The 24,982-nt window shown below is 59.7% G+C and carries 21 protein-coding genes; 13 read left to right on the forward strand and 8 right to left on the reverse strand.

What is annotated here, in order from left to right:
• Window positions 1–68 precede the first annotated feature (68 nt).
• Together arsC and D8780_RS02005 are read right to left on the reverse strand one after the other, a co-directional pair.
• Entirely contained in the window at window positions 69–479 is a 411-nt protein-coding gene (gene arsC, locus D8780_RS02000; protein ID WP_121644136.1) for an arsenate reductase (glutaredoxin), read from the reverse strand.
• Between the two features lie 66 nt (window positions 480–545).
• On the reverse strand, window positions 546–4,127 hold the full coding sequence (locus D8780_RS02005; protein WP_121644137.1) for a peptidoglycan-binding protein: 3,582 nt from the start codon (window positions 4,125–4,127) through the stop codon (window positions 546–548).
• Between the two features lie 447 nt (window positions 4,128–4,574).
• Here D8780_RS02005 and D8780_RS02010 point away from each other — a divergent pair, with 447 nt between their 5' ends.
• The 9 genes from D8780_RS02010 (at window position 4,575) to D8780_RS02050 (ending at window position 14,136) form a co-directional block, all read left to right on the forward strand.
• On the forward strand, window positions 4,575–5,018 hold the full coding sequence (locus D8780_RS02010; RefSeq protein WP_121646297.1) for a MerR family transcriptional regulator: 444 nt from the start codon (window positions 4,575–4,577) through the stop codon (window positions 5,016–5,018).
• Window positions 5,019–5,228: 210 nt separating this feature from the next.
• Entirely contained in the window at window positions 5,229–7,022 is a 1,794-nt protein-coding gene (locus tag D8780_RS02015) for an acyl-CoA dehydrogenase C-terminal domain-containing protein (protein ID WP_121646298.1), read from the forward strand.
• Between the two features lie 26 nt (window positions 7,023–7,048).
• On the forward strand, window positions 7,049–7,693 hold the full coding sequence (locus D8780_RS02020; protein ID WP_342633417.1) for a glutathione S-transferase family protein: 645 nt from the start codon (window positions 7,049–7,051) through the stop codon (window positions 7,691–7,693).
• A gap of 98 nt (window positions 7,694–7,791) precedes the next feature.
• Entirely contained in the window at window positions 7,792–9,000 is a 1,209-nt protein-coding gene (locus D8780_RS02025; protein WP_121644139.1) for an acetyl-CoA C-acetyltransferase, read from the forward strand.
• A 23-nt stretch (window positions 9,001–9,023) separates the two neighbouring features.
• On the forward strand, window positions 9,024–11,240 hold the full coding sequence (locus D8780_RS02030; protein WP_121644140.1) for a 3-hydroxyacyl-CoA dehydrogenase NAD-binding domain-containing protein: 2,217 nt from the start codon (window positions 9,024–9,026) through the stop codon (window positions 11,238–11,240).
• Window positions 11,241–11,410: 170 nt separating this feature from the next.
• Window positions 11,411–12,031, forward strand: coding sequence for a 2-hydroxychromene-2-carboxylate isomerase (locus D8780_RS02035; protein ID WP_158598412.1), 621 nt, complete (start codon window positions 11,411–11,413; stop codon window positions 12,029–12,031).
• Window positions 12,032–12,132: 101 nt separating this feature from the next.
• Window positions 12,133–12,792, forward strand: coding sequence for a S24 family peptidase (locus D8780_RS02040; protein ID WP_121644142.1), 660 nt, complete (start codon window positions 12,133–12,135; stop codon window positions 12,790–12,792).
• 164 nt (window positions 12,793–12,956) lie between these two features.
• Window positions 12,957–13,784 carry a thermonuclease family protein gene (locus D8780_RS02045; RefSeq protein ID WP_210209454.1) on the forward strand — a complete coding sequence of 276 codons (828 nt, stop codon included), beginning with the start codon at window positions 12,957–12,959 and terminating at the stop codon, window positions 13,782–13,784.
• Between the two features lie 43 nt (window positions 13,785–13,827).
• Window positions 13,828–14,136, forward strand: a complete 309-nt coding sequence (locus D8780_RS02050) for a polyhydroxyalkanoic acid system family protein (protein WP_121644144.1) — start codon at window positions 13,828–13,830, stop codon at window positions 14,134–14,136.
• 8 nt (window positions 14,137–14,144) lie between these two features.
• Here D8780_RS02050 and D8780_RS02055 read toward each other — a convergent pair whose 3' ends face one another.
• Window positions 14,145–15,821: a lysine--tRNA ligase gene (locus D8780_RS02055; protein ID WP_121646299.1), complete on the reverse strand. Its 1,677-nt coding sequence runs from the start codon at window positions 15,819–15,821 to the stop codon at window positions 14,145–14,147.
• Window positions 15,822–15,927: 106 nt separating this feature from the next.
• The gene (locus D8780_RS02060; protein WP_245412222.1) at window positions 15,928–16,788 is read right to left on the reverse strand and encodes a transporter substrate-binding domain-containing protein; all 861 of its coding nucleotides are present in this window, start codon (window positions 16,786–16,788) and stop codon (window positions 15,928–15,930) included.
• Between the two features lie 162 nt (window positions 16,789–16,950).
• On the opposite strand from D8780_RS02060, the gene D8780_RS02065 reads away from it, so the two are divergent.
• Window positions 16,951–18,984, forward strand: coding sequence for a glycosyltransferase family 2 protein (locus D8780_RS02065; protein WP_158598413.1), 2,034 nt, complete (start codon window positions 16,951–16,953; stop codon window positions 18,982–18,984).
• Here D8780_RS02065 and ppk2 read toward each other — a convergent pair.
• Both ppk2 and D8780_RS02075 read right to left on the reverse strand, forming a co-directional pair.
• A complete protein-coding gene (ppk2, locus tag D8780_RS02070) occupies window positions 18,947–19,864 on the reverse strand; it encodes a polyphosphate kinase 2 (protein ID WP_121644146.1) in 918 nt (305 codons plus the stop codon). The two genes, D8780_RS02065 and ppk2, sit on opposite strands and share 38 nt — an antisense overlap.
• Before the next feature lie 135 nt (window positions 19,865–19,999).
• A complete protein-coding gene (locus D8780_RS02075) occupies window positions 20,000–20,554 on the reverse strand; it encodes a GcrA family cell cycle regulator (RefSeq protein ID WP_121644147.1) in 555 nt (184 codons plus the stop codon).
• 437 nt (window positions 20,555–20,991) lie between these two features.
• Between D8780_RS02075 and D8780_RS02080 the strand changes: the two genes are divergently transcribed.
• Genes D8780_RS02080 through D8780_RS02090 form a run of 3 tightly spaced genes read left to right on the forward strand, consistent with a single transcriptional unit; the run spans window position 20,992 to window position 24,096 of the window.
• On the forward strand, window positions 20,992–22,200 hold the full coding sequence (locus D8780_RS02080; RefSeq protein ID WP_121644148.1) for an aspartate aminotransferase family protein: 1,209 nt from the start codon (window positions 20,992–20,994) through the stop codon (window positions 22,198–22,200).
• A complete protein-coding gene (gene argF, locus D8780_RS02085; protein WP_425373616.1) occupies window positions 22,197–23,111 on the forward strand; it encodes an ornithine carbamoyltransferase in 915 nt (304 codons plus the stop codon). The genes D8780_RS02080 and argF overlap by 4 nt, the downstream gene beginning before the upstream one ends.
• Window position 23,112: 1 nt before the next feature.
• Window positions 23,113–24,096: an Hsp33 family molecular chaperone gene (locus D8780_RS02090; RefSeq protein WP_121646301.1), complete on the forward strand. Its 984-nt coding sequence runs from the start codon at window positions 23,113–23,115 to the stop codon at window positions 24,094–24,096.
• A 1-nt stretch (window position 24,097) separates the two neighbouring features.
• Here the strand turns inward: D8780_RS02090 and D8780_RS02095 are convergent, their stop codons facing one another.
• Window positions 24,098–24,538, reverse strand: a complete 441-nt coding sequence (locus D8780_RS02095) for a PACE efflux transporter (protein WP_245412223.1) — start codon at window positions 24,536–24,538, stop codon at window positions 24,098–24,100.
• Between the two features lie 11 nt (window positions 24,539–24,549).
• Entirely contained in the window at window positions 24,550–24,942 is a 393-nt protein-coding gene (gene apaG / locus D8780_RS02100) for a Co2+/Mg2+ efflux protein ApaG (RefSeq protein WP_121644150.1), read from the reverse strand.
• Window positions 24,943–24,982 lie beyond the last annotated feature (40 nt).

A 24,982-nucleotide genomic window follows, 5' to 3' on the forward strand; every position in this document is an offset into this window, starting at 1 on the left:
GCCTAGATGCGCTTGCAGCACCTTTAAGTCAAACGTGCCGGTAAGTCTTGCAGGGCCAAGTGAAGCGTTCAGCCCTCGCGTGGCTGGACCTCTTCGCCGTCTTCCTTGACAAAATGGTCGATGACGCCGGGCGGCAGAAGGTCGAGAACCATTTCGCTGGGCCGGCAAAGTCGTACGCCGCGCGATGAGCAGACGATCGGGCGATTGACGAGAATGGGATCGTCGACCATCGCGTCGAGAAGAGTGTCGTCACCCACCGTTTCTTCGGTCAGGCCACGGGCCTCTGCATTCGTTCCCTTGACGCGCAGCGCTTCATGCGGCCGCAGTCCGGCCGCGGCAAAAAGGCCTTGGAGCTGAGGCTTGGTCCATCCCGTCTCGAGATAGTTGATCACGATCGGATCAAAGCCGGCTTCCTGCACCATGGCAACGACGTTCCGCGACGTGCCGCAGGCCGCGTTGTGATATATGACGACCTGCATTGCATTGGCTCCGGAATTCGGATGGTTTGGGGACGCGCTTTGTGCTTTTCGCCCGGCTACGTGCCGCTAATTGGCGGCCTTGGCGTCAGCGTCAACCGTGGGCGCCGCATTGGCCTTCAGCAAGGCCTTGATGAGCGCCTCATCGACCCGGCCGGTCGCTTCCATGTCATGGTCGCGCTGGAAGGAGGCGATTGCGGCTTCGGTCTTCTTTCCCATCACGCCGTCGGGCGCTCCGAGTTCGTATCCCTGATTGATCAGGATGCCCTGAATGTTCTGGATCGCCTTCTTCATGTCGACGCTGGCGGTGGAGTCATCCTTTTCACCGTTCAGCCAGGCCGGATCGGTCATGTGATCATTGACCGCCGGATCGAGCGCTTTGGGCTTCCAGAGCTCCACGATTCCTTGCGCCCGCTCCAGTTGCTCCGGCCGCAAGGCTTTGGCGACCTCGTCCCGCTTTTCGGCTGCGTCGGTGTCACCACTTTTGGCGGCCAGCGCAAACCATTTGTAGCTCTGAACGAGATCCTGCGGGGTGCCGATGCCTCTTGCATTCAGAATACCCAGATTGAACTGGCTGTCGCGAATGCCGTATTCCGCCGCATCCATGAACCAGCGGAGGGCCTGCTCATTATCGGGCGCGCCGACGGCGCCCTGAGCGTAAAGCACACCGAGATTATGCATGGCTCTCGCATTGCCGCCCTCGGCAGCTTTCCGATACCAATCGACGGCACGTGCCGCATCGCGCTCCACGCCCATCGCCTTCTCATAGGAAAGGGCGATGCGGTATTGTGCGGGCACGTAGCCGGCGTCGGCGCTCGCACCGAACCAGCCTGCCGCAGTTTCCATATCGGCGTCGACGCCGCGGCCTTCTGCATAGCGGGTGCCGACCTCGTACCACGCGGCCGGGTCGCCTTCGGACACCGCCATTTGCAGAGCCTCGGTCCCGAACGCGATCGAACGCTCGCCGCTGCTTGCCTGTGCCGCAGCATCCTCAGAAGGCTGCGCGGCTTCCTCGCTTACGGGCTGCTCCACCGTTTCCGCGGTGGGCTCCGGGCTGTCCTGCGGCGCGGCCTCATCATCTGCAATCGCCGGTTCGGCGGGCGATATGGAGGCGGTGCTCGTGTCCGCATCGGTTTCAGGCGCGGCAACAGTCTCGGATGGTTCGATCGTACCCTCGATCAGGGCTTCTTCCGCTTCGGCCGTCGCGTCGTCTTCGACCGCGATCTGGCTCGCCGGAACTGCCGCAGGCGTTTGTGCGAGCTGCGGTTTGGTATCGAAGAAGGTGGCGTAGATCTGCCATCCACCGAAGGCCAGAAGGAGGCACAGCGCCAGAAGCATCAAGGGTGTCTTCAGGCTTTTCGAGCTGCTGCCCTTGGCTGCGGACCGAGACTGACCGCCGGGGCCGGCACTTGTATCAGCCGCGGCAGCCTGCGCTGCGCGACGCGCGGCTGCAACGAAATCGGCCTTTGCATTGCGGGCATGGTCGATCATGCCCTCTTCGGCGTGATCGGTGTCCTTCTGCGAGCGAACCTGACCAATGACCGCATCCAGATCCGGCGCGCCGGAGCCCGGCTCCATGGGCTCATCCGGCAAGTCCACCTCCGCATCGGGAAGCGTGTCTTCCATAGAGGGGGACGGCTCGTCGCTTTCGATGAACTCGCGCAGGAAGGCCTCGTCCTCGGCCATCGGTGCGACCGAAACATCGTCCGGCGCCATCGCGGCAATGGTCGCGAGCGCGGTGTCGGCGCTGGACGGCACTCCCATCGGCTCGGCATCAGCACTGCGATCTGCTGAAGCCTCGGATGCTGCGGAAAGCGGTGCGTCGTCTTCATCGTCGTGGTCGAGGCCAAGACGCATATCCTCAATGACCGCCAGTCGATCCACGATCTTGAGCATCGTCTCATGAATCGCCTCGAATGTGCGTGCATTCCGGTCTTCGGTCAGTCTTGAAAGCTCTTCCAGCGTGCGAAGATCCGCACCGAGACTGTTCATCGCCTCCCCGGACACCGGGCCGTCGTCCCTCATGGTGCGGAGCGTGTTCTCGACAGCTTGTCTCGCCGCTTCCATCACCTCGTCCTGATTGCGCTGCAAGCCGCGCTCGATTTCCGTCAGACGCGGGCTAAGCTCTGCAATCGCGCCCTCGGACTTGTCCGAGCTGAGATAGGCCGACAGCTCTGCAATCTGGTGCTCCAGATTGCTGATCGCTTCGGCATGGGCGACCGTTCCGCCGCTCTCGACCTGTTCGCTCAGATCCGACAAGCGGGTGTGCAGGGATTCGAAGTTCTCGCGACCGGTGGTGCTGACGTCGCTGATCGATTCATGCATCCGGTCGGATAGGGCGTTGAACCGCTGGTCGAGCCTGTCGAGCAGCGATTGCCGCTCGGTTTCATTGTGCTCGGCCTCGTCGTTCATACGCTCGGTAATGCGGGAAAGCCGTTCTTCGATCTCGCCAAGTGCCCGCTCGGTGGCTTCGTTGACGAGGCTCGGGGCCATTTCGCGATTGGCATTCTCGAATTTTGTATCCAATTCACGGAAAAGCGCTTCGGAATGTTCCCTGGCTTCCCGCTGACTGCGTTCCAGCGAAGTAGCGACCGTTTCCATTCGGGTCTCGATCGCCGAGAGGATCGGCGAAAGGTCGATCGGCGGGGGCGCTTTTTCCAAATGCTGGGTCAATGTGCCAAGCTGGTGGGCGATGCGTTCAATGGCGTTGTCGGCGGCCTCCGAACGGCCGGTCAGAGCCTCGACACGTTCCGTCAGTCCTTCCATCCGGCGGGCCAGTTCGGTCGTCTCGCGCAGATTGTTCGAAGGCTGGACCTGTTTTGCCAGAGATGTCAGGCGTGCTTCGATCCGCTCCAATGGGCTCGTGTCGATCTCGGCAGGACGTGACTGCGCCGCAACGACGGCTCTGGAGAGTTCGTCCAGCCGCGCATCGATCGTGTCGATTGCGTCCTGAGAAAGACCGTTTGCGGCCTTCTTGTGAACGGTATCGATGAGAGCGCGCATATCATCCTGCAACGCGCCGATGACGTGAGACTGCGGAAGGCTCGAAACGCTTTCCCCGATGGCTTCCATGCGGCTCTGAAGATTATCGAGCGCCTTGGCGCTGGCGCCGCGCGCATCGGCCTGCTGGCTCATCTGCCGCTCGAAGTGCGCCCAGCGCTTGTCGATATTCTCCCATCGATCGGACGCTTCACGGACGGTCTTTTCGCGGGCCAACTGATCGAGCCCCTGCTTCATTTCGTCCATTTCGCGGCGAAGCGTGTCCACACCCTGCGATTCGCCGAGTGCCGAAAGGTCGGAAACCGCCTTGCTCAGGCGGCTCAACTCGCCGGAAACATCCTTGACTCGTCCCGCATCGGCATCGTCGAGCAGCGTATCGAGTCTGTCGGTCAGGGCACGAAATTCCTGGTCGATGGCCTTGCGAAGCTCAGCGCGCAGCTGTTCGCGCAGTTCGTCGAGTTCTGTTGCCGTGGTGCTCTTTTTGCGGGATGTCTGCGGCTGCGCCTGCCGTTGGGGCTGCGGATTCGCCTGATGCATGCCGAGCCTGTCTTCGATCGCAGCGAGTTTGTCGCTGAGATTGCCGAGCGCAGAAGGTTCGCGCCGTGTGCGGCCGGCGTTCACCAGATCGAAGGAATGTCGTTTCGTCTGCATTGGCGCTCCAGCTCCTTGCGGCTTAGGGGCCAATTTGACGCTGATCGTCGGTATTCGAAACGATCCCCGTCTCGCCATTGCGTCTCATGACCCCACGCGGGGCAACCATCTGACGGGTATGGTAAACAGCAGGTTAAGGACGGTTAATTTCCGGCTGCACCGCCGCGGGGCAGGGGTCGTCAACAGTGAGCGAATGCTCAATCAATGAATTGTTGACGGACAATAGCTGTGAACTCCCTTGAAAATATCTTAGAGTATTCTTATAATAACGATTACATTATTGAAGCTGAGCGCTCCGGCGCTCGGCTTCTTTTTTCATTTTTGCTCCTGTTGAGACGAGGTCGGCGGTGTCGCTTTCAGGCGACTTCGTTCTGTCATTTTTGGGAATGATAGGATGAGAGCGCGATTAACGAACAAGAAGAAGAAGGTCGCAACCGAAGAATGGACATGAAATCAAACGCGGCACTATCCGTGAACGAGCAGGGCGGCACCCAGGAAGGCGAGCGATCTGCGCAGTATATGCGCATTGGCGAAGTCGCCAAGGAACTGGACGTGACGCTTCGTGCGCTTCGGTTCTACGAGGACAAGGGGCTGGTTTTTCCGAAGCGTGTCGGCACCACACGGCTTTATGATCGGCGTGCGGTGACGCGCTTGAAGCTCATTCTGCTCGGCCGGCGGGTTGGCTTCTCTCTGCGCGAAGTCAAGCAGATGATGGATCTCTACGAGCCCGACGGTTCGAACTACCGGCAGATGAAAGTCGTGCTGGAAAAAGGCGGCCGCCAGCTCAGCCGACTGGAGAAGCAACGCGAGGAACTGGACGGCGCTATAGGCGAACTTCAGCAGGCCCTGAACGCGGTTCGGACCTCGCTCGAAAAGAGCGACGTAAATTAGTTGCCTCGCAACGAGCTGAGCTAAGCCCGCTTCCGGCTTCGGAGGCGGGCTTTTTTTCGTTTGGCCGTGCCCCATTTTTTCAGACTACGAAAATCGCCGCCGAAAATTTTGACGTTTACGGAAACGTCAAAATTTGATAAGTGGCCCGACTATCGGGGCATTCTGCGGAAAGCTGCGGAATTGCCTGCATTTGTTTCGGAGGAAATCTCGATGCCGGTTTACCAGGCGCCAGTGAAAGATACGCTTTTCGTTCTGAATGACGTTCTGAAATTTCAGCAATACAATAATTTGCCCGGTTTCGCGGATGCTGACGCCGAAATGGTCGAGGCGATCATCGGTGAAGCCGGTCGCATGGCCGAAGAGATCATTCTTCCGACCAATCAGATTGGCGATCAGGAAGGTTGCGTGCGTCACGACGACTCCTCCGTGACCACGCCGGATGCATTCAAGGACGCTTTCAACGCTTATCGCGAAGCTGGCTGGATGGGACTGTCGATCCCCGAAGAGTTTGGCGGCCAGAATCTCCCCTACACGCTCCATACCGCGATCAGCGAATATTTCTCGTCGGCCAATATGGCTTTGATGATGTATCCTGGCCTGACTCAGGGTGCGATAGCGGCCCTGCTCGCCCACGGCAGCGACGAGCAGAAGCACAAATACGTTCCGAAAATGACGTCCGGTGAGTGGACAGGGACGATGAACCTGACCGAGCCGCATTGCGGGACCGATCTCGGCCTGCTGCGCACCAAGGCGGTGCCGCAGGATGACGGCAGCTACAAGATCAGCGGCCAGAAGATATTCATCTCAGCCGGCGAGCACGATCTTGCAGACAATATCATCCATCTGGTCATTGCCCGCATCGAGGGTGCGCCGGAAGGCACAAAGGGAATTTCGCTTTTCGTCGTACCGAAATATTTCGTAGGCGAGGATGGCAGCGTCGGTGAACGCAATGGCGTCGCCTGCGGTTCGCTCGAAGAGAAGATGGGCATTCACGGCAATTCGACCTGCGTCATGAATTATGACGAGGCAACGGGCTGGCTCGTGGGTGAGGCGAACAAGGGCCTGAAGGCCATGTTCACCATGATGAACGAGGCGCGCCTCGGCGTGGCGCTGCAAGGCTTGTCGATTTCCGAGGTCGCTTACCAGAACGCGGCCGATTATGCCCGTGAACGCCTGCAGGGCCGTGCACTCACCGGTGCCGAAGAGCCGGATCAGAAGGCCGACCCGATCATCGTGCATCCCGATATCCGCAGAACGCTGCTGACGATCCGTACCTTCAATGAAGGGGCCCGTGCCCTCATGCTCTGGAGCGCGCTGAAGGCGGACATGCATCACCGCTCGGGCGATGCACCGCAGGCCGAAAGCGCCCATGATCTGCTCTCGCTCATGACGCCGGTTCTGAAAGGCGTTCTGACCGACAAGGGCTACGAAAATGCCACCAATGCGCAGCAGGTCTATGGCGGTCACGGCTATATCGAGGAATGGGGCATGAGCCAGTTCGTGCGCGATGCCCGTATCGCCATGATCTATGAAGGCGCAAACGGCATTCAGGCGCTCGATCTGGTCGGTCGCAAGCTCGGCATGAAGAATGGCAAGCCAATCATGGCCTTCTTCGAGGAAGTCGGTGAATTCTGCGAGAGCAACCGCGAGAATGACGACCTCTCCTTCTTCACCAAGCATATCAAGAAGGGGCTGAACGATATGCAGGCCTCGGCCATGTGGCTGATGCAGAACGGCATGAAGAACCCGAATGATGCCGGTGCGGCCTCGACTGATTTCATGCATCTCTTCGGTCTTGTCGGGATCGGCTACATGTGGGGCCTCATGGCCAAGGCTGCGAAGGAAAAACTGGATAATGGCGAAGGCGACAAGGCCTTCTACGAAGCCAAGATGCAGTTCGCGCGTTACTACATGGAGCGCCTGATGCCGGAGACGGCAACACGCCTCGCACGCATTCAATCCGGCTCGGAGACGATGATGGCCGTCCCCGCAGAGGCGTTTTAACCGGAGATCGCCATTAGGGGAGATCGATGATGGCCGAATTCAGCCTGCACTGCTTCTACGAAAGCGGAAATGCGTACAAACCAGCTCTGATGCTGGCGTTGAACGAGGCGGACTGGGAGCCGATCAAGGTCGATTTCTTCAACGGCGAGACCCGGGGGTCTGACTGGCGGACCGAGAACAACGTGATGGGTGAGGTTCCGGTCCTGACCCATCACCGCCAGGATGGCGATCTTACTCTTACTCAGTCCGGCGCGATCCTGACCTATCTCGCTCGTCATTTCGGCTCATATGGTCCGTCGAACGAAGAGCAGGAACTGGAAGTCATGCGCTGGCTTCTGTTCGATAGCCAGAAGGTCTCCGGTTATGCCGGTCCGCTGCGCTTTCTCCGCCATCTCAAAAGGACGGGCGAGACCGAGGTGACGGCATTTCTGCATGGCCGGCTTGCGGGTGCGCTCGCTGTTCTCGATGCACGTCTTGAGGGCCGGAAATGGCTTGCTGCGGACGGGGCGACGATCGCCGATCTTGCCTGCTGCGGCTACCTGTACTGGCCGGATGAAATCGGCATCGATCTTGCCGATTATCCTAATATTTCGCCGTGGCTGGAGCAGATCGCCGCGCTACCGGGCTACCAGTCGGCAGCGGCGCTTATGCCAAGGGCTTTCGGGGGTTAGCGCTCATCGCGCCAGAAATTGGTGGCATCGCGCCACCATCAAGGAAACCGGTGTCGGAACGTTTCAACGACGCCGCGAAAAAGACAGGGAGAGAAGAAATGGCTGATGCCTTCATTTATGACGCCGTGCGCACACCGCGCGGCCGCGGCAAGAAGGACGGCTCGCTGCATGAAGTACCGTCCGTTCGCCTTGCCAGCCATGTGCTGGAAGAGGTGCGCGACCGCAACGGTCTTGATACGTCCAAAGTTGACGACATCATTTTCGGCTGCGTGGATCCCGTCGGTGAAGCTGGCGGCGTCATTCCGCGTGCCGCGGCCTTCGAGGCCGGATATGATTTCGGCGCGCCGGGCGTACAGATTTCGCGCTTCTGTGCATCGGGTCTCGACGCCGTCAATCTCGGGGCCGGCAAGATCGCGGCCGGTTCGGACGATATCGTCGTCGCCGGTGGTGTCGAGAGCATGAGCCGTGTCGGAATGGGCATGAGCGGCGGCGCGTGGATTTTCGATCCGTCCGTCGGCCTGCCGGCCTACTTCATGCCGCAGGGCGTCTCCGCCGATCTGATTGCGACCAAATACGGTTTCTCGCGTGACGACGTGGACGCCTATGCGGTCGAAAGCCAGAAGCGTGCGGAAGCCGCCTGGAAGGACGGCCGCTTCGACAAGTCGATCGTGCCGGTAAAGGACGTCAATGGCCTGACCATCCTCGACAAGGATGAACATATGCGGCCCAGCACCGACATGCAGTCGCTCGCTTCGCTCAATCCGTCTTTCGTGATGCCGGGTGAAATGGGCGGCTTCGACGCCGTCGGCATTCAGGCGCATCCCGAAATCGAGGCGGTGAACCATGTCCACCACGCAGGCAATTCGTCGGGTATCGTGGATGGCGCGGCAGCCGTGCTTCTCGGTTCTCAGGATGCCGGCAAGGCGATGGGCATGAAGCCTCGCGCTCGCATTCGCGCCTTCACCAATGTCGGCTCCGATCCGGCTCTGATGCTGACCGGTCCCGTCGATGTGACGGAAAAGCTGCTGAAGCGTGCCGGAATGGAATTGTCCGATATCGATCTGTTCGAACTGAATGAAGCGTTCGCCGCGGTCGTGCTGCGCTACATGCAGGCTTTCGACATCGACCACGACAAGATGAACGTCAATGGCGGCGCTATCGCCATGGGCCATCCGCTCGGCGCGACCGGCGCGATGATCCTCGGCACGCTGCTGGACGAGATGGAGCGCCGCGACGTCAATGTCGGCCTTTGCACGCTCTGCATCGGTGCCGGCATGGGCACCGCGACCATCATCGAGCGCGTTTGAGAAGAGACGGAGGAGATAGAGAAATGACTGACTACAAGAACTTCACCGTCGAGACGGACAATGACGGCATCACCCTCGTCACATGGGACATGCCGGACAAGTCGATGAACGTCTTCACCGAAGAGGTGATGGACGAGATCGAGGCGATCTGTGATGCAACCAGCAGCGATGATGCCGTGAAAGGTGTTGTATTCACCTCCGGTAAGGATGGCTCTTTTTCCGGTGGCGCTGACCTTTCCATGCTGAACGGACGCATGGAGCGCATACGCGAGTTGAAGGAGAACCCTTCCGAAGAGGGCATGAAAGAACTCTTCGATGGCGCCGGTCGGATGAGCTGGCTCTGGCGCAAGATCGAGACGAACGGCAAGCCCTGGGTGGCCGCCATCAACGGCACCTGCATGGGCGGCGCAACCGAGCTTTCGCTCGCATCGCACTATCGGATTGCCGCTGACAGCGAAAAGGTGAAGATCGCCCTGCCGGAAGTGAAGGTCGGGATCTTCCCTGGCGCAGGCGGCACACAGCGTGTTCCGCGCCTGATCGACACGCAGGAAGCGCTGAAGTTCATGACCACCGGCTCGCCGATGGACGCGAAAAAGGCCGAGAAGACAGGTCTCATCCACGAGGTTGTGCCGGCTGACCAGTTGATCGAGGCCGCGAAGGCCAAGCTGAAGGCCGGCGAAGTCGATCCGGAGGCGCCTTGGGACAAGAAGAAGTTCAGGGCCCCCGGCCAACCTGTCTATTCTGCGTCGGGCAGCCAGCTCTGGCCGCCGGCGATCGCGATCCTGCGCAAGCAGACCTACGGCAACTACCCTGCTGCCGAAGCGATCTTGAAATGCGTCTTCGAAGGCCTGCAGGTGCCGATCGATACCGGCCTGACCATCGAGCAGCGCTATTTCACCGAGATCCTGCGCACGACCGAGGCGGCCATGATGGTTCGCTCGCTTTTCATCAGCCTGCAGGAGCTGAACAAGGGCGCGCGCCGTCCTGACGGCATCGACAAGGCGAAGTTCAAGAAGGTCGGTGTCCTTGGCGGCGGCGGCTTCATGGGTGCGGGCATCGGATATGTCACTGCAAAGGCAGGGATTGACGTCGTTCTTCTCGACCGCGATGCCGAAAGCGCGCAGAAGGGTCGCAAACATGCCGAGAGCCTGATGGATGGCCGCATCAAGAAGAAGCGCGCCACTGAAGAGGACAAGCAGGAGCTTCTCTCGCGCATCACGACGACCGCCGATTACGATGATCTGAAGGATTGCGACCTGATCGTCGAGGCCGTGTTCGAGGATAGCGGCGTCAAGAAGACGGCGACAGAGAGCGCTGAGGCGGTCATTTCATCCGACACGATCTTCGCCTCGAACACGTCGACCATCCCGATCTCGTCGCTGGCGGAGAATTCGAAGACGCCGGATCAGTTCATCGGCATCCACTTCTTCTCGCCGGTCGACAAGATGATGCTGGTGGAAATCATTCTTGGCGAAAAGACGGGCGAGAAGGCGCTGGCGACCGCCATCGACTACGTCCGTGCCATCGGCAAGACGCCGATCGTGGTCAACGATACGCGCGGCTTCTACGTCAATCGCTGCGTGCTGCGCTATATCTCGGAAGCCTACAACATGCTTGTCGAGGGCGTGCCGCCGGCAATGATCGAGAATGCAGCCAAGATGGCAGGTATGCCGCTCGGACCGCTCGCACTCAATGACGAGACGGCCATCGATCTGTCGCAAAAGATCATGAAGCAGACGGCACGCGATCTCGGCGACGACGCCGTCGATCAGCGCCATATGAAGATGGTCGATGAACTGGTTGAGAAGGGGCGCCTCGGCAAGAAGGCTGGAAAGGGCTTTTACGAGTACCCCGAAAAGCCGGCCAAGAAGCACCTTTGGCCTGGCCTGAAGGAGATGTTCGACCAGAAGGACGTCGATTCACTTGACGTCGAGACGCTTGAAGAGCGTTTCCTGTTCACCATCGCCATCGAGGCCGCGCGCGTCATGGAAGAGGGTATCGTGGAAGACCCGCGTGAAGCGGATGTCGGCTCGATCCTGGCTTTCGGCTTCGCCCCCTATACAGGCGGCGCCCTTTCCTACGTCGATGGTTTCGGTGTCAAAGCATTCGTCGAACGCGCAGACGAACTGAAGGCGGACTATGGCGATCAGTTCGCGGTTCCGGAATTGCTTCGCGATATGGCTTCGAAAGACCAGACCTTCTACGAGCGCTTCCCGACCGGGCAGAAATCCGCTGCCTGAGTAGAAATCCCTTAGAGCGAACCGGGGCTGCCGAGTGATCGGCGGCCCTTTTTTCTTGTCGCTTGAAGTGGGAGGAATTTCAGAAAAGGGAGGGAACTCGCTAGGAGAGGTGACGTTCGAATTAACATATGTTTTTCATCAAACGTCACCGAACCGCGAGGTCAGTGCCCTTGAGTGCAACAGTCGATTATTATTTCTCCTCGATTTCTCCCTTTACCTATCTCGGACACGAAACACTCTGCACGGTTATTGATCGCCAGAACGCGAATTTGCGCTTTCGTCCCGTGGATCTCGGTGCGATCAATTCGGCCCCCGACGACAGGGCGATGCAACCTACAGAGTTGAAGAGGCGATACTGCCTCGTGGACTTGAGGCGCGTCGCAGAAATGCGCGACGTGCCGATCAATCTCAAGCCCGCACATTTTCCGAGCGACCCCGATCTGGCCGATCACATCGTGATCGCGCTGACCATGCTGGATATCGATCCGCGCGATTTCATGCTGCGTGCCTTCCAAGCCCTGTGGACCGACGACAAGGATATTGCTGACGAGGCGCAGATGAAGGCGATTCTTGCAGACCTGAAATTGCCTGCCGAAGAAATATTGAAATTGGCGAAAACCGGCGAAGCGACGCGCAAACGGGTGGACTATTCCCGAAAGGCTTCAAGTCTCGGGATCGAAGGCGTGCCGACTTATGTTCTCAATGGAGAACTCTTCTTCGGTCAGGACCGGATCGAATATCTCGAGAGCGCGCTTATGAGTGGGCGCGCGCCCTATACTTTCGAAAGATGAACTATCCTTAAGAGCAGCGACATATTGCATAAACCCTATAGACAGTTGACGGGATGCAACCTACACAACGCTTAGGTTGTAATGTGATAAGGTGTATCGGCGTGAAATCGCACGCGAATGTCTGGAAAGCTCTTGATCGGCTTGCCGCTGAAGCAGGCTTGAGCCCCTCGGCGCTGGCACGGCGTTCGGGCCTTGATCCCACGACTTTCAACCCCAGCAAGCGGGTCAGCAAGGACGGACGCAACCGCTGGCCGTCAACGGAATCCATCTTCAAGGTTCTGCATGCCACAGACCGGAGTATTTCTGATTTTGCCGACTATGTGGGCGAGGCCGACGGTCCCGTCTATGGCGGAATGTCGGATCAGTCGCAGAAGGGCATCGAAATTCCGATGCTTGGCTTCGCCGAGGCGGGGGGCGGCGGCTGGTTTGATGATGCCGGTTATCCGGCGGGCGAGGGGCTGGAGACGATTTCCTTTCCGGCACAACCAGGAGACGATTTCTGGGCCCTGCAGGTGCATGGCGATAGTATGGAGCCGATCTATCGCAGCGGCGATCGTCTGATCATTTCACCTAGTGCACCTCTGCGGCTCGGCGATCGGGTCGTGGCTCGAACGAGGCAGGGCGAGGTGATGGCCAAGGTGCTCGCACGTTACGGCGATGACGGGATTGACCTTTACTCGTTCAACTCGGATCATCCGCCACGCAGCTTCGTAACGGGTGAAGTCGAATGGGTCGCTCGGATCGTCTGGGCCAGTCAGTAAGCAGGCCGGTATTCTCACAGATGGTGGTGGAGAAACCCCGTTCCTCTGTCGTGTCTCTTTGCCTGTTCAGCTTATTGGCGACACTCGCTGTCGAGCCGCTTAACGCCGAAGAATCATTGGTCGGCGCCGAACGGGTAACTCAGGAAAAGCGTTCGGAAAGGCCAGTGATACGCCGGATCGCGCCCGGACGCATAACCCCGGAACTCGATGTCTCCACATATGAGCGGGGCGCGCCTAGAGAGCCCCTTTCTTCTCTCGCCGGGCCGAACGTCCCCTCCATAACGATCGATCGCGAAAGCACTTTCGATATGGCGGAGGATGACTGGTCCTGGAAACGCCTCTTCCGTCCCACGGTGACAGCTGCGAATCGGTTGGAAGCGCAGGGCTACACGCTTTCTCTCAGCGAGATCGTGGCGCCGGAGATCGGTGAAAGGTGCACCGATGGCGTAAGCCGATGCGGAGTGATCGCCAGAGCCTCTCTTCGGCGATGGCTGCGGGGCCGTGCCATTACGTGTCTGGTTCCGCCCACAGAGGATAGTCTTGTCGAAAGCGCGGCCGACACTGGCATCCTGCGGACGCGCTGCCTGCTGGGCGGTGAGGACATCGCGACTTGGCTCGTCGCCAGCGGCTGGGCATTGCCTGTCAGCGCCGATACCGAAGATGGCGATGAGGCCGACCTTGATCGCGCAGACGATCTGGTCGCGCTGAACGAAGAGGCGCGCCGGGACAGTCTGGGATTATACGGTCTTGGCGGATGGTCGCCCGGCGAGATCTGCGGGACCGAGGACACGCAACCCTGCGCGCCCGAGATCGTGCGAGACCCGGCTCAAAATCTCTCTGCTCCCAAATGGACTTATCCCGTCATCACCATCCTTCCGACGGCGGAATGGCCTGTTATCGACAGCGAAGGTCGGGTAGAGACGGGCAGTCAGCCGGTAACAATGGGCACCACGTCTTCCCAAGGCGCGGGTGAAAACCCATATCCGTTCTGACACGGCGACCGATCGCCCCAGTTCATCAAATTCGGAGCCCTGTATGGCCAAGCCTGTGAGTATGACCGTTTCCCACGATCTTTCGAAAGAAGAGGCCCTGACACGTATCAAGGGCGGCTTCGACCGGTATGCAGGCGACATCGGCATGGGCATTGCCCTCAATAGCCGCTGGGAAGCCGATACCTGCCACTTCGATGCCAAGGCCCTGGGGCAGAACGTCACCGGCGAAATCGAAGTCCGCGAAGACGATGTGAGAATCGAAGTGCGGTTGCCGATGCTGCTGGCCGGCATGGCCGACAAGATTCTCGGCAAGCTCCAGAAAGATACCAGCCTGCTGCTGGAGAAGAAGTAGCGAACCCGTCAGACAGGCGTATTCGCGCCTGTCAGCTCGCCCGCCAGCGCCTGATCGATCAGGTCTGCGGTCCGCTCGGTACCGTAAAGCGCAACGAAAGAGCCGAAACGCGGCCCCCGTTCCTGGCCGAGCAGCACTTCGTAGAGCATCTGGAAGAAAACCACCGAGACGCCCGGGCCACCGCTCGGGCTCTTTTTGCTGTGATCCTGATAGCGCTCGATACCACGCGCGACATCAAGCGCTGCGTCCTGAAGCGTGGCGCCGTCGGCATCGACAGGCTGGCGTCGCAGGCTTTGGCCCAACTCCTCGAGCGCGGAACGCTCGACCTCGTCCGGCGCACGAAAGCGCTTGTTGGGCTTTACGAAGTCCTCGTAGTAACGGAGCGCAAATCCGACCAGGCGATCGAGATCAGGGTGCGTTGCTGCGCTGGTTCCCGGCGCATAGGACGAGATGAACCCCCACATGACATCGCGGTTCTCCGCATTCGATGCGGATACGAGGTTGAGCAGCATCGAGAACGGAACCGGCATCTGCACAGCGGGGACCTTGCCGGCATGGATGTGGTACACCGGATTGGAAAGACGTTGCTTGGCGTCCTGCCGCTCATAGGCGGCGAGGAATTGATAGTATTCGTCCACCGCACGCGGGATAACATCGAAATAGAGTCGCTTCGCCGTCTTGGGCTTCTGAAACATGTAGAGCGCCAGACTTTCGGTCGGCGCATAGGTCAGCCACTCGTCGATCGAGATTCCGTTGCCCTTGGACTTCGATATCTTCTCGCCCTTGTCGTCGAGGAAGAGTTCGTAGACGAAGTGCTCCGGCGCCCGGCCGCCGAGGATACGGCAAATCTTGTCGTAGATGACCGAATTTGTCTGGTGATCCTTGCCGAACATCTCGAAATCGATGCCGAGCGCGGCCCACCGCATACCGAAATCCGGCTTCCACTGGAGCTTCACCTGTCCGCCGGTGATGGGTAATGTCGTCTCTTCGCCTTCTTCATCGTCGAAGGTGATCGTTCCGGCATCCGGGTCCACGTTCTTCATCGGGACATAGAGCACGCGGCCGGTCTTGGGGCTGATGGGCAGGAAAGGACTATAGGTGGCCTGCCTCTCTTCGCCCAGCGTCGGCAGCATCACGTCCATGATCTTGCGATACTTCCGGGCAGCCTCCAGCAAGACCGCGTCGAAAGCGCCGGACTTGTAGTATTCAGTCGCGGACGCGAATTCATATTCGAACTGGAACGTATCGAGGAAGCTGCGGAGCTTGGCATTGTTGTGAGCGCCGAAGCTCCCATGCTCGTTGCAGAACGGGTCCGGCACAGCGGTCAGAGGCTTTTGCAAATGAGGATCGAGCGCGGACGGGCTGGGGACATTGTCCGGTATCTTTCGCATCCCGTCCATATCGTCGGAAAAGCAGATGAGCCGAGTGGCCACCTTGTCGCCCGTCATCACGCGAAAGGCGTGTCGGACCATCGAGGTGCGCGCCACTTCGCCGAAGGTACCGATATGAGGCAGGCCGGACGGGCCGTAGCCTGTCTCGAAAAGTACACCGTCCTCGGGATAGGCGCTGTTCTCGTAGCGCTTCATGATCTTCCGCGCTTCTTCGAAGGGCCAGGCCTTGCTGGCTTCCGCCTCGGCGCGAAAGGTCTCGGACAGTTCCTCGTCGGTCAGGGGCGGCAAGCTCATCACGGTCTCTTGGTCGGGCCGGCTTTCGGCGTTCGAATTCGTTGTGAAAGCCGGACTGGTAGGATGGCCCGCCGTTGTCGTCAACGTCTTGCTGTTCGAGAGGCGTTTAGTAGATGCCAAGCGGAAAATAGCGGAAGAAGATCTGTTCGAACCGTTGATCGTTGGAAATTGTGCGCAGGGCCGCATTGAGCGCATCCGCCAGCGCTCTGTCACGTTCCGACACCGCGATCATCCATCCATCGCCGAACAGGTCGGGTGCCAGATAGGGGCCCGAGGCAAAAGCGCAGCAGCCGTCGGCGCCGGGTCCGGCCAGCCAGACCGAATAGCGCGCCGCATCGCCAAAGACTGCATCGATCTTGTTCGACTTGAGATCCTCGAGCATCCAGTCTTCGCGTGTGTAGACGGCCGGGTCGACATCGGGCATGTCGCGTCGCAGAAGCGTCTCATGGGTGGAGCCGGCCAGGACGCCCACGCGCCGTCCTTCGAAGGAGGCCGGCTGTGTCGCGCCAAGTTCGTTTCGGGATGTGAGAAAGCGGGCCGCTGGCAGAAGATACGGCCGGGTGAAGATCAGGGAACGCCTGTTTTCTGCCGTGGCCGGCAAGCCCGCTATAATTGCGTCGCCATTGCCCTCCTGAAGCGTCGAAATGAGCTCCTCGAACGGCAGCGCCTGAATCTGGCACCGCTCGGCAATGTTGAGTTCCTCGCAAATCGCGCGAACCAGATCGACGTGAAGGCCGGCCAGCTTTCCGAACTTGTCCAGAAATGAAAATGGCGGATCGTCCAGAACGGTCAGAAAACGCAGGCGCTGAACGGAAGATGCATCGACCCTGTCGACACGCTCGGTCTCGTCCCAAAGGCGCGGTTGCGTCGGTGGTGCCTGCTGGGCTTGCAGGTCTCCGGTGACAGCCAAAACGAGGCAGGCCGGTATCACCCAGAAGAGCAGGAAGAGACTACGTACGCGTTTCAACGGATCACCATCAGTATTGGCGCGTCTGCATAACAGATTGGTTTGAGTGCAGCCAGCGAGCAGGCTGCCCAATTTTGTCCTTGTTTTGAATCTTACTTTACGTAACTCGCGAGGGAGCGAAGTAGGGCGCCTGGCATGGACCGGCGCGAAGGGGGCAGTTCAATGACAATAACAGCAAGCCGGCGAAGGCTGGCTGGCGACGTGTATTTGCCGGTTTCCGACTTCGGCCGTGTGACGGAGAAAATCGCGCCTGTCGCGGTGCCGGGCGCAGCCTCTCCCCGTGCCACGCTTCTGCTCCACCCTGCCGCCCGGCGACCTTTCGAGAAATGCGACCATCGGGACAAGCTCATCATTCGGGTGCTTATCCGTATGAGTTGGGAGCCTGCCGATTTACGGGATGTGATCCATCTGGCACGGCGCGAGCACGTTACTCTGGAAGAGGCCGTGCTCTCCTCTTCCGGACTTGAACGTCAGCGCTGGTCCGCGACGCTTGCGGAAGAAAGCGGCCTGCCGCTCGTGGCGGGGATCGACCCGGCAAGGCTCGTCCTCCCATCGGATGATATCAATTCGCTCCTCGCCGTCTCTTGGAGCGAGATAGCCGTCGGATATCGTCTGCCTGACGGTCGCTATGTGCGGCTTGTGCCCGATAGTGTCGCTTGTGCCTTTCGGCTGCCCGGCGAGGGAGAGGACGATGTCTGCATGGTCGCGGGTCCTTCGCTCCGCAAGGCATTGATCGAGCGTTTGGCAGAGCGGATGGACCGACGCGCCCGACTGGGCCTGTTCTCCAGAACGCCGGAATACTCGGCCCGCCAATTGACCAATGCATGGCAATCCTTCCTGCTTGGCGCCTTCGCCGTCTTTGCCGCGCTAGGACTGCTCTTTTGGCCTCTCCTGGTCTTGATGACGGTTCATGTCCTGTCTTCTTCCTTCTTTCTCAGTTGCATGGTCCTGCGGATCATGGCGATTCCGTATGCGGGAACTCGAGAGGTCAGGGTCAACCGTATGGCCGAGGGGGCGGACGTCCCTGTCTATACCGTGCTCGTCGCGCTCTATCGCGAAGCCGATATGATCGGCCAGCTACTGACAGCGCTCGGTCGCTTGCATTGGCCGCGAGGTCGGCTTGAAATCCGGCTCGTCTGCGAAGCGGATGACCGAGAAACGATCGAAGCCATTCACGCCCTTCGCCCGCCTGCCCATGTCGAAGTAATCGAAGTGCCGTCGGGCTTCCCGCGCACCAAGCCCCGAGCTCTTAATTTCGCTCTCCAGACCTGCCGTGGCGAGTATGTCTGCCTCTACGACGCCGAGGACCGGCCTCATCCCGACCAGTTGATCGAAGCATGGCAGGCATTCCGACAAAGTGCGCCTGATGTGGCCTGCCTACAGGCGCCGCTGATCGTCACGAATGGTGGCGATCATTGGCTCGCCAGGCAGTTTGCTTTCGAATACGCAGCGCTCTTCAGGGGCGTGCTGCGTTTTCTGGCAGCCACACGGACCGTGCTTCCGCTTGGCGGGACTTCCAATCATTTTCGACGTTCCGTTCTCGACGAGGTCGGTGGTTGGGATCCGCACAATGTGACCGAAGATGCTGATCTCGGCATGCGAATGGCCAGACACGGATACCGGAGCGGCGTCATCAATGCGCCGACGCTTGAGGACGCCCCGGACCGGTTTCGCGATTGGCTGCCTCAGCGAACGCGCTGGATAAAGGGCTGGATGGTTTGCTGGCTCGTCCACAACAGAAACCCGCTTCGCCTTTGGCGTGAGCTTGGTCCTCGTTCATTTCTTGTATCGCAGATATTCCTTTCGGGGATTCCCGGCGCCGCGCTTCTGCTACCGATCATGCTGGCGAGCTTCTTCATCATGTCGGTCGGCATGGTCGCCGGCTCGGACTGGCTGAACTCCTTTCAGATCGCTCTTTTCGGCGTGGATTTCATGAATTTCGCGCTCTGCATGGGGGCTTTCCTCATCTTGGGCGCGCGAGCGGCCAGTTGGCGGGAACGGGGGGCGGTCATGGCGGTCTTGCCATCGCTTTGCGTCTACTGGCTGATACAGTCCTGGGCCGCCTGGCGCGGGCTTTTCCAACTGACCGGCCGTACGCCCCACAAATGGGAGAAGACAAGCCATAAACCGGCCGTAGAGCGTCTCAAGGGTAAAGTGACTAGCGTTTCGCCGCCAGAAAGGTTGCCGCATCCTTGACGATACGGCTGTCCGGCTCGCCGATGATCTCGGGGTCGCGACCTTCGTAATCCGCTGTCAGCAGCACTTGCCGTATGGCTTCAATCCGAGCGCGCCTCTTGTCGTTCGAACGGATCACCGTCCATGGCGCATGCGCCGTGTGCGTCGCTTCGAACATGCGGTTGCGGTAGTCGGTATATCGGTCCCAAAGACTGATGCCCTTGAGGTCGATAGACGAGAATTTCCAGTATTTGAGAGGATCATGAACACGGTCGTGAAACCGTTCGAGCTGCATCTCGCGTCCGATATTGAGCCAGAACTTGAAGAACCGGATACCGTCGTCCACCAGGAGTTTCTCGAAGGGGTTCACCGCGTTCAGAAACGCTTCGTATTCGGCTTCTGTACAAAAGCCCATGACCGGTTCGACAACGGCACGATTATACCATGAACGGTCAAACAGCACGATCTCTCCCGATGTCGGCAGGTGCTGGATATAGCGCTGGAAATACCACTGGCCCTGTTCGGTCTCCGTCGGTTTGGAGAGGGCGACAACGCGGGCCTGGCGAGGATTGAGATGGCCTCGAAACCGGCTGATTGTGCCGCCCTTGCCGGCTGCATCGCGCCCCTCGAAAAGAACAACGAGGCGCTCGCCCGTCTTCTGCATATGGGCATGCAGTTTGACCAATTCGCCCTGCAGCGCTTCGAGCGTGTCCTCGTAGTCCTTGCGCTTGAGTTTGTCGTCATAGGGGTAATCGCCCGACGAGAAAGCATTCTCCTCGATCCATTTCGGAAGCTTCGGTTCGGCAATATCGAAATGGCGGGTCTTGCCATGCAGATCGAGGTCCAGCGGCTGAAGCTGCATTTCTGCCAGATGCTCGGCGACCTGCTTTGTTTCGCTCATTCGTCAAACCCCGATATTGCCGTACGTCAAAGCTGATCATGGATGGCTCAGGCCAACAAGCGCGGAATGCGCAGCCACGCAACAAAAAAGCGCCCGCCATGGAGACGGGCGCTCGAAGTTCATGTGCGTTGCAAATCAGCGGTTGCGCCGTCGCTCCGTATTCTGCTGATAAGCAAGCTGGGCATGGCCCTGACAATAGGGTGTACCCTCGCCGCTATCATTTCCGCAAAAATGAAAATCCTCGGTGAGAGGGTCGCCCACGGGCCATTTGCAGGTTCGTTCCGTCAGCTCCAGCAGCGAAAGGCGGCGGCTCATCGGCACGACGACTTCTTCTGCCGGCTGGAAAACGGGTTCCGCAACCTCGTCGATCGCGTAGTCGGCTTTCAGAGCGGTGGCGCCGGCAGAGCTCGTCCGGGGCATGGACTGGCTGGCAACGACGCTTGAAACGCTCGGCCGCTGAGATGCGGTTGCTGTGCCGGTCCGCGCCGACGGCTGTCGGGGTGCGGAGGGCTTCTTCGGGCGTGCCGGCTTCTGGCTGGCGCGTCCGCGGCTGGAAAGCTTCAGCCGGTGGACCTTGCCGATAACCGCATTGCGGCTGACGCCCCCAAGCTGGTTTGCAATCTGGCTCGCGCTAAGGCCGTCGGCCCAGAGTTTCTTGAGCAGTTCGACCCGCTCATCCGTCCAACTCATTGGTTGTTCTCCTCGTTTGCCGCATCGCTTCGCGAATCCATCAGCCCTGCAAGCAAAAGCTTCGCTCGCAGTTGGAAAAACCGACCGTATTGGGTTCGCCGCCAGAGACTTTTTATCTCTATTGGGAGCAAGCTACGCTGCCCCCCGACTCGCTGTCCAGCACCCGCTGGCCTCGTTGATTCGCTTTTGTCTGTTTTCCCCAAATTTGGGACAGAAATGAGTCGGGCGTTGATTAAATACCTTTTTTGGAAGGATTGCCGCGAACCGTTCCGCAAAGCCGTGCGTCATCTCTGCCGCACCAGGGAAACATTGACTTTCGCGTTAGGGAACGTGATAAACCTGAAAAGCCGCCTCGGCATGCGAGGCGGCTTTTCCTTTTTGGCGTTCCGGTTTGCATGCTGCACCGGCAAGGGCCCTCTGGTCCGGGAGATGAGACAATGGGCGGTTCGGCGCTCTTCGACACCTTTGCGCGCGCGTCGCTGTCTTTCGACCGCGGCGAAGGCGCATGGGTCTGGACGACTGACGGCGAGAAATATCTCGATTTCGCCTCCGGCGTCGCGGTCAACGCGCTTGGTCATGCCAATCCGCGTCTTCGAGAAGCGCTTGCTGCGCAGGCCGACAAGCTCTGGCATGTCTCCAATCTCTACGAAATTCCGGTTCAGCGTGAGCTCGCCGAGCTGCTTTGCGCCAATTCGTTCGCCGACCGGGTATTCTTCTGCAATTCTGGCGCGGAAGCGATCGAGGCCGCGATCAAGACGGCGCGGCGCTATCATTATGGGCGGGGCGAGACGGAGCGCGTGGATATCGTGACCGTCGAGGGTGCGTTCCACGGTCGGACGCTTGCGACCATCGCCGCTGGCGGCCAGGAAAAATACCTCGAAGGCTTTGGTCCGAAAGCGCCGGGTTTCGTGCAGATTCCGTTCGAGGATCGCGAGGCGCTGAAGGAGGTCATGGTGGCGCCGACCACGGCCGCGGTCCTCATTGAGCCACTCCAGGGAGAAGGCGGTGTCCGGCCTTTCAGTACAGCGTGGCTGAAGGAAGTTCGGAGCCTGTGCGACGATCACGGCGTCCTTCTCATCTTCGACGAAGTGCAGACGGGGATCGGGCGCACCGGGCGCCTGTTCGCTCATGAATGGGCTGATGTCACGCCGGATATTCTGGCTGTGGCGAAGGGGCTCGGCGGCGGCTTTCCCGTCGGCGCGTGTCTGGCGACCGATGAGGCCGCTGCAGCGATGACTGCGGGGTCGCATGGATCGACATTCGGCGGCAATCCGCTTGCCATGGCGGTCGGAAAGGCCGTTGTCGAAACCGTTCTCGAAGATGGATTTCTCGACGAGGTCAAACGCAAGGCGCTCCTGCTCAAGCAAGGTCTTGCAGCCGTCGTCGACAGCTATCCCGACTTGTTTGAAACGGTGCGCGGCGCTGGTCTTCTTATCGGCTTGAAGTGCCGTCTCCCCGCCAGCATGATCCTTTCCGCAGTCCGCGATGAGCACCTTCTTCTGGTGCCTGCGGGCGATAATGTATTGCGCTTTCTTCCGCCGCTGAATGTCGAGGACGATGACATTCGCGCGGCGCTGGAAGCGCTCGACCGGGCAGCGCGCGAACTGACGCTGAGCGCTACCCAAACCGATGGACAATCGATGTGACCCGCCATTTTCTCGATCTTGCTGAAACATCTCCCGAAACGCTGAGGACCATTCTCGACGACGCTCGCCTTATGAAGGAAAAGCGTCAGGCCGGCGAATGCGTCAAGCCGCTCGCCGGCAAGACGCTGGCCATGATCTTCGAGAAGCCCTCGACCCGTACCCGCGTCTCGTTCGAGGTCGGTATGCGCCATCTGGGCGGCGAGACCGTTGTGCTGACGGGCACTGAAATGCAGCTCGGCCGCTCGGAAACGATCGCCGATACCGCGCGCGTTCTCTCCCGTTACGTCGACATCATCATGGTGCGGACGCTCGAGCATCAGCGTCTTCTTGAACTGGCTGGTGCCGCAACCGTTCCGGTTATCAACGGTCTTACCGATGATACCCATCCATGCCAGATCATGGCCGATATACTGACCTTCGAAGAGCACCGGGGACCGGTGGAGGGCAAGAAGTTTGCTTGGACCGGCGACGGCAACAACGTCACCCATTCGCTGATCGAAGGCGCCGCGCAGTTCGGCTATGCGCTCTCGATCGCGACCCCCGAAGGGTCCGAGCCGGATATGAAGTTCGTCGACTGGGCGCGTCAGCAGGGGGCGGATGTTCAATTGACGACCGACCCGGCCGTAGCGGCCAGCGGAGCCGACTGTCTCATCACCGATACATGGGTTTCGATGAATCAGGAACATCGTGCGCGTGGCCATAACGTCTTCCAGAGCTATCAGGTGAATGAGAAGCTGATGGCGCATGCCAAGGACGATGCCCTTTTCATGCATTGCCTCCCGGCTCACCGCGGAGAAGAGGTGACCGACGAGATTCTGGACGGCCCACAAAGCGTGGTTTTCGACGAAGCGGAAAACCGGATGCATGCCCAGAAGGCCATTCTCAACTGGTGTCTCGGTGGGGCCGGCTGACATGAGCGAAGCGAACCAGCCAGCCCTTGGCGAATATGGACATGCGGGCGACGACCATGTCGTGCCGTTTCAGGTCGAGAGTCTCGATGCGCGTGGGCGCGTCGTGCAGATGGGGCCTGAACTCGATGCCATACTGAGTCGCCACGGCTATCCCGAGCCAGTCAGCCGTCTATTGGCAGAGGTCGTCGTTCTGGTGGCTCTGCTCGGAACATCGTTGAAATTCAATGGCAAGTTCATCGTGCAGACGCAGACCGACGGGCCGGTCGACATGCTGGTGGCCGATCTCAATGTTCCCGGCTCCCTTCGCGCTTATGCCAAATTCGACGAAGAGCGGCTGAAGGTTGCGACAGAGGCCGGTGAAACCAAGCCGGAACAGTTGCTCGGCAATGGCATCCTCGCCCTGACGATCGATCAGGGCGCGCAAATGCAGCGCTATCAGGGCGTGGTGCCTCTGGACGGCTCGTCGCTTGAAGAGGTCGCCCGTACTTATTTTCGTCAGTCCGAACAGATCCCGACCGATCTGCGACTCGCGGCAGGCCAGCAGGTGTTGCCGGGTGGCGAAACGGTGTGGCGTGCCGGTGGGCTTCTCGCGCAGTTCCTTCCAGATGCACCCGAGCGGATGAGAATGGGCGATCTGCCCGGCGGTGATGGCGACGAAACCGATGCCGATGCGCTGGTCGATGACGCCTGGCACGAAACGCGGCTTCTGGTCGCCACGGTAGAGGATCTGGAACTGGTCGATCCGACCGTTGGCTCCGAGCGTCTGCTCAACAGGCTGTTCCACGAGCATGGCGTACGCGTCTATGAAGGTGTTGCGCTCAAGGACGATTGCTCCTGCTCGCGCGAAAAGATCGAGACCGTTCTGGAAAACCTCTCTGATGAGGAACGGGCCGCTTCCATCGAGGATGGCCAGATCAAGGTGCGGTGCGAGTTCTGCTCCACCGAATATGCGTTCGACCCCGCCGAGTTTTCGAACGACGCCTGATTTAACCGTGCTCGCGAGACGTGCGCGGGAGCGTCACCATATCCCAGGCCCAGTTGAAGACGAACGCGTAGGCGAGGTAGAAAAGCGCCATCGCCACGTCGATTATCAACGCCTCCATGATGCCGATGTCGAGATACCATGCGACGAAGGGCAGCGTGACCAGCAGCAATCCCAGTTCAAAAAGGATGGCATGCAGCACGCGCTGCCAGACCGATTTGCGGATCGAGCCGTACCAGCGCGCCATCAACTGGTCGAACAGCAGGTTGTAAAGATAGTTCCAGCCGGTCGCGACGAGCGAAAGGCTGATCACCACCACAGCCGTATCGCCGGCCTCTATGCCGAAGCCGAAGGCGCTGAGCGGAACCACCATCGCAAGGCCGATCAGCTCGAACAGAACGGCATGCATGATGCGGGCGCGAGCCGAACGGGCCTCCATTTGCATTGCTACCGTCTTCAGTTGAGAGTGCGCTGGTTTTCCGGTAGGTCGAGCGAAAAGGCCGGAATGGCAATATCGAACCGCTCGCCGCTATCGGACTGCATCGTGTAATGGCCTTGCATCATGCCGGACGGTACGGTCAACGGGCAGCCGGACGTATAGGTATAGCTTTCGCCCGGCAGAAGACGCGGTTCTTCCCCGACGACACCGGCTCCCTCCACCTCTTGCACGCGGCCGGCACCGTCGGTGATCTTCCAGTAGCGCCATCGCAGTTGTACCGGCCGATCGGAACCGTTTTCGATGCTGACGCGATAGGCCCAGACGAAGTGATTACGGTCCGGCTCCGAATGGTCCGGCAGGAAAAATGGCTCCACTTCCACCACGATATCGTCTGTAACGGCGCGGTACATGCTGTCGATCTCCTTGTCAGAGGCCATATTGGGTCGGGCA

Origin of the sequence: Notoacmeibacter ruber (assembly GCF_003668555.1) — a bacterium.
Lineage (GTDB): Bacteria > Pseudomonadota > Alphaproteobacteria > Rhizobiales > Rhizobiaceae > Notoacmeibacter > Notoacmeibacter ruber.

Bases quoted from the DNA above. Each gene is read 5' to 3' on its own strand.
- arsC (WP_121644136.1), bottom strand. From the start codon at position 479: ATGCAGGTCGTCATATATCACAACGCGGCCTGCGGCACGTCGCGGAAC.
- D8780_RS02050 (WP_121644144.1), top strand. From the start codon at position 13,828: ATGGCCAAGCCTGTGAGTATGACCGTTTCCCACGATCTTTCGAAAGAA.
- D8780_RS02015 (WP_121646298.1), top strand. From the start codon at position 5,229: ATGCCGGTTTACCAGGCGCCAGTGAAAGATACGCTTTTCGTTCTGAAT.
- apaG (WP_121644150.1), bottom strand. From the start codon at position 24,942: ATGTACCGCGCCGTTACAGACGATATCGTGGTGGAAGTGGAGCCATTT.
- ppk2 (WP_121644146.1), bottom strand. From the start codon at position 19,864: ATGAGCGAAACAAAGCAGGTCGCCGAGCATCTGGCAGAAATGCAGCTT.
- D8780_RS02090 (WP_121646301.1), top strand. From the start codon at position 23,113: ATGAGCGAAGCGAACCAGCCAGCCCTTGGCGAATATGGACATGCGGGC.
- D8780_RS02075 (WP_121644147.1), bottom strand. From the start codon at position 20,554: ATGAGTTGGACGGATGAGCGGGTCGAACTGCTCAAGAAACTCTGGGCC.
- D8780_RS02020 (WP_342633417.1), top strand. From the start codon at position 7,049: ATGATGGCCGAATTCAGCCTGCACTGCTTCTACGAAAGCGGAAATGCG.
- D8780_RS02010 (WP_121646297.1), top strand. From the start codon at position 4,575: ATGAAATCAAACGCGGCACTATCCGTGAACGAGCAGGGCGGCACCCAG.
- D8780_RS02030 (WP_121644140.1), top strand. From the start codon at position 9,024: ATGACTGACTACAAGAACTTCACCGTCGAGACGGACAATGACGGCATC.
- D8780_RS02055 (WP_121646299.1), bottom strand. From the start codon at position 15,821: ATGAGCTTGCCGCCCCTGACCGACGAGGAACTGTCCGAGACCTTTCGC.
- D8780_RS02065 (WP_158598413.1), top strand. From the start codon at position 16,951: ATGACAATAACAGCAAGCCGGCGAAGGCTGGCTGGCGACGTGTATTTG.
- D8780_RS02080 (WP_121644148.1), top strand. From the start codon at position 20,992: ATGGGCGGTTCGGCGCTCTTCGACACCTTTGCGCGCGCGTCGCTGTCT.
- D8780_RS02025 (WP_121644139.1), top strand. From the start codon at position 7,792: ATGGCTGATGCCTTCATTTATGACGCCGTGCGCACACCGCGCGGCCGC.
- D8780_RS02005 (WP_121644137.1), bottom strand. From the start codon at position 4,127: ATGCAGACGAAACGACATTCCTTCGATCTGGTGAACGCCGGCCGCACA.
- D8780_RS02095 (WP_245412223.1), bottom strand. From the start codon at position 24,538: ATGCAAATGGAGGCCCGTTCGGCTCGCGCCCGCATCATGCATGCCGTT.